General features: G+C 51.5%; 7 protein-coding genes and 1 pseudogene. All 8 read left to right on the forward strand.

The annotated features are described in order from the left end of the window. Nucleotides 1–77 (forward strand): annotated as a pseudogene (locus I2G42_RS17085) (conjugal transfer protein TraG); the annotation flags it as partial. A gap of 56 nt (nt 78–133) precedes the next feature. Next, nucleotides 134–1,984 (forward strand): recombinase family protein, encoded by a 1,851-nt coding sequence (locus I2G42_RS15935; RefSeq protein ID WP_330378161.1) that lies wholly within the window; start codon nt 134–136, stop codon nt 1,982–1,984. 79 nt (nt 1,985–2,063) lie between these two features. Beyond that, nucleotides 2,064–2,255: a transposon-encoded TnpW family protein gene (locus I2G42_RS15940; RefSeq protein WP_006060444.1), complete on the forward strand. Its 192-nt coding sequence runs from the start codon at nt 2,064–2,066 to the stop codon at nt 2,253–2,255. A 133-nt stretch (nt 2,256–2,388) separates the two neighbouring features. Next, nucleotides 2,389–2,685 carry a hypothetical protein gene (locus I2G42_RS15945; protein ID WP_055228716.1) on the forward strand — a complete coding sequence of 99 codons (297 nt, stop codon included), beginning with the start codon at nt 2,389–2,391 and terminating at the stop codon, nt 2,683–2,685. 105 nt (nt 2,686–2,790) lie between these two features. Continuing rightward, complete coding sequence (locus I2G42_RS16555) at nt 2,791–3,621, forward strand: hypothetical protein (RefSeq protein ID WP_070103256.1); 831 nt, start codon at nt 2,791–2,793, stop codon at nt 3,619–3,621. Nucleotides 3,622–3,703: 82 nt separating this feature from the next. Next, nucleotides 3,704–3,997 carry a DUF3847 domain-containing protein gene (locus I2G42_RS15955; RefSeq protein WP_055228717.1) on the forward strand — a complete coding sequence of 98 codons (294 nt, stop codon included), beginning with the start codon at nt 3,704–3,706 and terminating at the stop codon, nt 3,995–3,997. 233 nt (nt 3,998–4,230) lie between these two features. Then, entirely contained in the window at nt 4,231–5,742 is a 1,512-nt protein-coding gene (gene mobQ / locus I2G42_RS15960) for a MobQ family relaxase (protein WP_055228718.1), read from the forward strand. 16 nt (nt 5,743–5,758) lie between these two features. Further along, complete coding sequence (locus tag I2G42_RS15965; RefSeq protein ID WP_055228719.1) at nt 5,759–7,660, forward strand: AAA family ATPase; 1,902 nt, start codon at nt 5,759–5,761, stop codon at nt 7,658–7,660. The last annotated feature ends 171 nt before the right edge of the window (nt 7,661–7,831 follow it).

Genomic DNA, 7,831 nt, shown 5'->3' on the forward strand with positions numbered 1-7,831 from the left:
TGAGGCTGGCGGTGTATCTTAAAAGCAAGAACGCCAAGAAATATCGACATGGTTTGGAATATGGTTCGGCCCGCTGGAGTGCATAATTTTAAGTGTAAATGACACATACATGGACGCACAGGAGGTTATGCACATGACTGATTATAGCAAAATTACAGCCCTTTACTCCCGCCTTTCCGTGGGCGACGAGGACAGGGACGGCGGCGAGAGCAACAGCATACAGAATCAGAAGAAATTTCTGGAAAGCTACGCCAGACAGTTAAAGCTGACGAATATCCGGCACTACATCGACGATGACGAAAGCGGCAGGTTTTTTGACCGTTCCGCATACTCCCGCATGATGGACGATGTGGAAAACGGGAAAATCGGTGTCTGCATTATGAAAGACCTTACCCGCTGGGGGCGTGACTATCTCCAAGTCGGAAACGCTATGGAGATATTCAGACGGAACAATGTGCGCTTTATCGCGGTCAACAACGGCATTGACAGCGAGAAGCCCGACACATTGGAGTTTGCGCCCTTTATCAATATCATGTCGGAGTGGTACGCAAAGGACATCAGCAAGAAAGTGAAAACGGGCATTAAGACCAAAGGCATGAGTGGAAAGCCGATTGTCACCGAAGCCCCTTACGGCTATGTCAAAGACCCGGACGACAAGGATTTTTGGATAATCGACGAAGAAGCCGCCGAGGTTGTCCGTTTGATTTTCCGTCTGTTTATCGGTGGGAAGAACCGCAATCAAATCGCCATATATCTGACACAGGAGCAAATCCCAACCCTCACTTTCTACATGAAAGACCGCGGGTGGGGAACCTGTAAAAATAAGACGCTCAACGAGGATAACCGCTGCAAGTGGAACAAAGTCACCTTGACCAATATCCTCACACGGCAGGAGTATTGCGGCGATGTGGTCAACTTCAAGACCACAAAGCATTTCCGAGATAAACATAACCACTATGTAGACCGGAGTCAGTGGCACATCACAGAAAATGTGCATGAGCCGATTATCAGCCGCAGCGATTTTGAAACCGTACAGCGGATTTTGGAAAACGCACCCGTCAAACGCCCCAACGGGGACGGGGAAATCCACCCTCTGTCCGGCTTGCTTTTCTGTAAGGACTGCGGCGCAAAAATGCACATTCGTATAGATTACCGAAACGGCGGCAAGCGGCATGTTGCCTATTGCAGCGAGTACCACAAGGGGAAAGCCAGAAATCCGAAATGCAATTCCCCGCACATCATGGACGCGGACTTGCTCATGCAGACCATCGCAGAAGTGCTGAAGAAAATCGAGGACTATTCTATCAGCAATCGGGCGGAGTTTGAAGCCTTAGTGAAAAAGAACCTTGCCATGCAGCAGACCGACCAGACCAAAAAGCAGCAGAAGCGTATTCCGCAAATCACGACGCGCCTTGAACAGATTGACAAGGTGCTGAATAAGCTCTATGAGGACAACGCCCTCGGCACTATCCCGCAAGACCGTTATGAGCAAATGTCGCAGAAGTATTCGGAAGAATACTATGCGCTGAAAGCGGAGCTTGCCACGCTCCAAGAGCAGCTATCCGCTTATGAGAACGCGGGAGGACGGGCGCAGAAGTTTTTGAAGCTGACGGAACGCCATGCCGCCTTTACCGACCTGACCCCCGCCATTCTCAACGAGTTTATCAGCCGGATTGAAGTGCATGAGCGCGACCAGAAAAGGGCGAGATACGCAATCCAGCACATCAGCATATATTTCAATTATATCGGCAAGTTTGAGAATGAAGTGACACAGCTTGCAGAGCCGACCGAGCAGGAAATCCGGCAAATGCGGGAGGAAATCGAAGAAGCCAAAAAGGAAAAGAGCCGCGCATACCACCGGCAGTATTCAAGGGAGTACCGGGCGCGAAACCTTGAAAAGCAGCGGGAGTATGACCGCATGAAAGCGCGGGAATACCGGGCAAGGCGAAAGGCACAGGCTGCCGCCGCACAGCCCACACAGTAAAACAGAATAACCGTCAACCAAGAGGGATTTTCCGAACTACGGGAAATCCCTCTTTTGCGCCCAAAGAAAGGAGCCGCCTATGGCAGAACAGACCCCCGACAGTATCATCACAACCCAGAGGAACGGGCAGACCATTGTTGCGGAGTTGTTTTTCAATCACAGCAGCACAGAAACGTTCCGCGACAAGCTGCTCAAACTGGTACTTGCCGACAGTTCGCGTTTATCTGCGTCTGACGGTCAAGAGCCGGAAAAAACGGAAATCTTGCGATAACAGCCGCCCCGACGAACCATTCCCTGTCTGGACGGTTTCTATTTGAAAATCCTCATTTCCCCCAAGTCAAGAGCCGGAAAAAACACCCGAAAAATGCCCCTATTGCGTAACAGGGGCGCAGAAAGGAGCTTACATGAGAACAGGGCTTACGAAGCAGGAAAAGACCACCGATATTTGGTTTGACGAGAAAGACCCCCTTATCCATATTCGCACCCACAACACCGACTTAAAGAAGCGGCTTGCCGCCTACACCAGACAGCACCCCGACCAGTGCCGCCAGACCGACGCAGACCCCGAAACGGGCTGCATGGAGTTTGAGATTGCAAAGGGGCGCTTCTCTTTCCGTCTGACCGCCCCATACAACGAGGAACGGCGGGAAGCTGCGCGGCGGTCTGCCAGAGAAAACAAGGCCACTGACAGGCTGAAATGAGGTGGATTTATTCATAACCATGTGCTATGATATTTATAGATAGTGAAACTTCCTTTCAATTTTTTCATCTATACAAGTAACAGAGAAGAACAGGAGGCTTGTTCCATGAGAAAAAAGAGATTGATGATTGCAATAGCTTGTATCATTTTAGTAGGTATCGCGGTAATCGTATTTTTTTCACAACAGGGGAAAAAACCGTATAAGGATTTGGACGCAGCGCAGATTGTTTCCGCTAAAGTGTTATTAACACCGCCAGACAAAACGATTGAGATTGAAAATATCCAAGAATTAGTTGAATATTTGAATGATGTTGTTGTCTATAATGAGGATAATTCTTACACAGAGTATGCTGGACAAGGCGTTGTTTTTACCTTGACTATGGTAGACGGTACACAAACAGATATTATGGCGTATAACCCATTTATTGTCATTGACGGTATCGGTTATAAGACAAAATATGAGCCATGTGAAGCACTCAACAACTATGCAAATGAATTACTAAACTCTGGGACTGCCAATATAATTTTGGAAGAACCGCCCACATTAAGCGTTGTGAGTGACGAAACCGCTATCGGTGCAGTATTAGGAACTTATTCGTGGCAAAAAACAAATATTGACGGAACTGCTGAAAGCACAATAGCTGATAGCCCACACCCGTTAGAGTGCAAGGATCTGTTGTCCCCGCCATTTGAAACAACAGAAACAACAGCTACATTAAGATTTACAGAAGACCCAGATACAATTTTAAGTGTGCAGTGCTGGAGTGACGAACATTGGGGAGAGCCTGCTGCAAACAGCGAAGATGTAACTATTGTTGGAAACGTACTCACTCTTAAACTGGGCGGATATATTTATGAAGTAACAGCTGAATGGAATACTGAAAATGGCTATGGCGGAACAGCAAGCTATTTTATATATTTGAAAACAGCAGACTAAAATTGAATAGCCACCCACAAGGGCAGCCGAGAAAATCGACTGTCCTTTTTCTATGCTTATGAGCAGAAAGGAGCAACCAACCATGACAAAGCCAAGAGAGAAAACCCGCGAGGAGCTGCAAGCCGAGATTGAGGACGGAAAGAAGAAAATCCGGCAGCTTGAGAACCGGGAGAAAATCATCAAGCAGAAGCTATCCGTCGAGGAACGCAAGGCGAGAAACCACAGGCTTTGCAAGCGCGGCGGCTTCATGGAAAGCCTTGTGCCGGAGCTTATTGCCATGCCGGACGAGGATGCGCAGACCTTTTTCCGGCTTGCCCTGACGAGCGAGCCAGCACAGGAGTTTTTGAAAAAACGAGCCGAGGAAACGACAAGCTGAAAATCCCTTAGGAACTAAGGGCGCACTTATACACCCTTACGGGCGTGTGCGCTCTGCCGAGGGCTTATCTCCGCACAGGGAGATTTCCCCGCGCTCCGATATGGCGGCTTTGCCGCAACAAGGGGCTGCACCCCTTGCGCCGCTTCGCGGCTATCCCTGCACACCCACAAAAACAGTACACCCGCCTTTGGCGTCTGTACCATTTTTGAGGGTTTTATTATCCTATCCGGGAGGTGATACCCATAGCCATTTACCATTGGAACATCGGCATTGTGAGCCGAGGAAAAGGCAAATCAGCCGTTGCCGCCGCCTACCGAAGCGGCGAAAAGCTGACAAACGAATGGGACGGAATGACCCATGACTACACTCGCAAAGGCGGCGTTGTCCATACAGAAATCATGCTGCCGCCCCTCGCGCCGCCCTCATTCTCTGACCGTTCAACCTTGTGGAACAGCGTGGAGCTTTACGAGAAAGCCGGGAACGCCCAGCTTGCGCGTGAGATTGACGCAGCACTCCCCATAGAATTATCCAGAGAGGAACAGATCCGGCTTGTCCGGAAATACTGTTCCTCTCAATTTGTTTCCAGAGGAATGTGTGTGGATTTTGCCATTCACGACACCGACAGCGGCAATCCCCATTGTCATATCATGCTGACTATGCGCCCCCTTGACGAGCGCGGCGCGTGGGCGGCAAAGTCCAAAAAGGAATATGACCTTGATGAAAACGGTGAGCGTATCCGCTTGCCAAGCGGCAGATATAAGACGCACAAGGTTGACCTCACGGGCTGGAATAGCCAAGAGAATGCGCTTGTTTGGCGCAAGGCATGGGCTGATATTTCAAACGACTATCTTGAGCGTGCCGGAAGCCCGGAGCGTATCGACCACCGCAGTAACGCCGAGCGCGGCATTGACGAAATACCGACCGTCCATATGGGCGTAGCCGCCTGTCAAATGGAGAAGAAAGGTGTAGCCACCGAGAAAGGCGAACTGAACCGAAATATCCAAAAAGCAAACCGCCTTATACGGGAAATCCGGGCGCAGGTTAGCAAGCTCAAAGAATGGATTGCCGACCTGTTCAAAGTGTGGGAAACCGCCCCGAAGCAGCCGCCGCAATCTCCCAACCTTGCAAATCTGTTGATGAAGTATTTGAGCGTTCAGAGAGAAAAGAGCCGGAAGTATTCGCAGCGTTGGCAACAACAGCACACAGCCGATGAACTGAAAACCATAGCGGCAGCGGTCAACTATCTCTCCGAGCATGGCATCTCTAATCTTGACGAGCTGGACGCTTCTCTTTCCTCTGTCAGTGATAGAGCCTATTCAATCCGGGCAGGAATGAAAACCGCCGAGGAACGCATGAAGAAGCTACAAAAGTTAATTGAATACGGGAAGAACTACACAGAGTACAAGCCCATTCACGATGAACTGAAAAAGCTGCAAAACGGCTGGACAAACAAGCGCGACAAGTACGAGGAAGCCCACCGCGCCGAGCTGACCCTATGGAACGCAGCAAATCGCTATCTCCATGCAAATCTGCCGAAAGGAACAAAGACCTTGCCTATTGCGGAATGGGAACAGGAATATGCTGACCTCAAAACACAAAGGGACGGCGATTATACCAAACTGAAAGAAACCCGCGCCGAGGTTGCCGAGCTTCAAAAAATCCGCAGGTGCGTGGATATTGCACTCCGCGCCGACCAACCGGAGCAGACGCAGAGCCGCACCAAACGGCATGATATAGACCGCTGAAAGGAGTTGAACTTTTATGTATTACACCCAAGAACAGATAGACCGCGCCAAACAAGCCGACCTTGTTTCTTTCCTGCAATCACAGGGCGAGCAGCTTACCCGTGCCGGAAATGAATACCGCTGGAAGCGGCACGACAGCCTGACCGTCCGGGGAAACAAATGGTACAGGCACAGCCAGAGTAAGGGCGGTGCACCCATTGATTTTGTCATGGAGTTTTTCGGCAAGAGCTTCACCGAAGCCGTTGAACTGCTGACAGGCGAAAAAGGAGCCGCCCCGCCGCCGGACAGACCAAGCCCCGCGCCCCTATCCGACTTCCGACTGCCACCCCGCAGCACCGACAACCGCATAGCGAGGAACTACCTCACAGCAGCCCGCCGTATTGATGAAGATGTGACGGGCTTTTTCTTTTCCACCGGGGATATTTACGAGGAGGCCGCCCACCATAACGCCGTATTCGTCGGCAGAGATGAAAGCGGCATACCGCGATACGCCCATCAGCGCGGCACAGCCGGGAGTTTTCGGCTTGATGTGAAAGGCAGCGACAAAGCCTTTAACTTCTGCTACCGTGGCGAGGGCGAAAGGTTGTTTGTCTTTGAAGCCCCGATAGACCTCTTATCTTTCCTCTGCCTGTTCAAAAAGGACTGGCAGAAGCAAAGCTATCTGGCGTTGGGCGGCGTGGGAGAAAAAGCCCTGTTGCGCTTTCTCTCTGACCGTCCGAACATCAAGACCGTTTTTCTCTGCCTTGACAGCGACGAAGCCGGAAACGACGCTTGTAGCCGCCTTGCAGAGCTTGTGCCGGAGGGCTTGACCGTCCATCGGCTTATTCCTCTTTTCAAGGACTGGAACGAGGTATTGCAGCACCGGGCAGAAATCACAGACGGGAAATATCTGCGGGAAGCTGTCTATGGCTTGAAAGAGCCGCCGCAGGAAGAAACCGTTGAGATTATCTGCATGAGCGAGGTTGACACACAGACCGTTGAATGGCTATGGGAGCCGTATATCCCCTTTGGGAAAGTAACCATTGTGCAAGGCAATCCCGGCGAGGGCAAGACCACCTTTGCCCTACGCCTTGCCGCCGCCTGCACCACCGGGGGAACGCTGCCGGGAATGAAGCCCTTGCCGCCATTCCAAGTGATTTACCAGACCGCCGAGGACGGGCTGGGCGATACCGTCAAGCCCCGCTTGATAGAAGCCGAAGCCGACCTTGACCGGGTGCTTGTGATTGATGAAGCCAAGCGGGAGCTTACCCTGTCCGATGAGCGCATAGAAAAGGCAATCACGCAGAACGGGGCGCGGCTGATTATCCTTGACCCCATACAGGCGTACATGGGCGAAAAAACCGACATGAACCGGGCAAACGAAGTGCGCCCCATGTTCCGCCGCCTTGCCGATGTTGCCGAGCGTACCGGGTGCGCCGTTATCCTTATCGGACATCTCAACAAAGCTGCCGGAGGGCAGAGCGCATACCGGGGCTTAGGTTCTATCGACTTCCGCGCCGCAGCAAGGAGCGTCCTGCTGATCGGGCGCGTGAAGCGAGAACCGAATGTGCGCGTTATCGTCCATGACAAATCTTCCCTTGCGCCGGAGGGCAAGCCCGTTGCCTTTTGCCTTGACCCGGAAACGGGCTTTTCGTGGATAGGCGAATACGACATCACCGCTGACGAGCTGCTGTCCGGCGCGGGCGGCAACACCGCCACCAAGACCGAGCAAGCCAAAAGGCTGATACTTGACCTGCTTGCAGACGGGAAAGAGCTTGCCAGCGAGGACATTGTAAAAGCCGCAGCCGAAGCCGGAATATCCGAAAGGACGGTACAGAACGCCAAGCGCAACATGGGCGGCATTTTAGGCGCAAGGCGTGTCGGCGGTCAATGGTACAACTTCATCAAGAAGAAGCAGCCACCCGAACCCGCAAGCTGAAAGTGCAAAACGCAGACCCTTTGCACTTTGCACTTTCGCACTTTCACGATAATTTGCGTCAATAACTCAAAAAAGCACTTGACAAAACGCTTCATGGGGAACCCGTGAGGATATTGCACCTTACGTTGATCCTGTATTTCAGAACAATGTGATTCTGACGAAAACGGAGAG

The organism is Fusicatenibacter saccharivorans, assembly GCF_015557635.1.
Classification (GTDB): domain Bacteria; phylum Bacillota; class Clostridia; order Lachnospirales; family Lachnospiraceae; genus Fusicatenibacter; species Fusicatenibacter saccharivorans.

Bases quoted from the DNA above. Each gene is read 5' to 3' on its own strand.
- I2G42_RS15935 (WP_330378161.1), top strand. From the start codon at position 134: ATGACTGATTATAGCAAAATTACAGCCCTTTACTCCCGCCTTTCCGTG.
- I2G42_RS15940 (WP_006060444.1), top strand. From the start codon at position 2,064: ATGGCAGAACAGACCCCCGACAGTATCATCACAACCCAGAGGAACGGG.
- I2G42_RS15945 (WP_055228716.1), top strand. From the start codon at position 2,389: ATGAGAACAGGGCTTACGAAGCAGGAAAAGACCACCGATATTTGGTTT.
- I2G42_RS16555 (WP_070103256.1), top strand. From the start codon at position 2,791: ATGAGAAAAAAGAGATTGATGATTGCAATAGCTTGTATCATTTTAGTA.
- I2G42_RS15955 (WP_055228717.1), top strand. From the start codon at position 3,704: ATGACAAAGCCAAGAGAGAAAACCCGCGAGGAGCTGCAAGCCGAGATT.
- I2G42_RS15965 (WP_055228719.1), top strand. From the start codon at position 5,759: ATGTATTACACCCAAGAACAGATAGACCGCGCCAAACAAGCCGACCTT.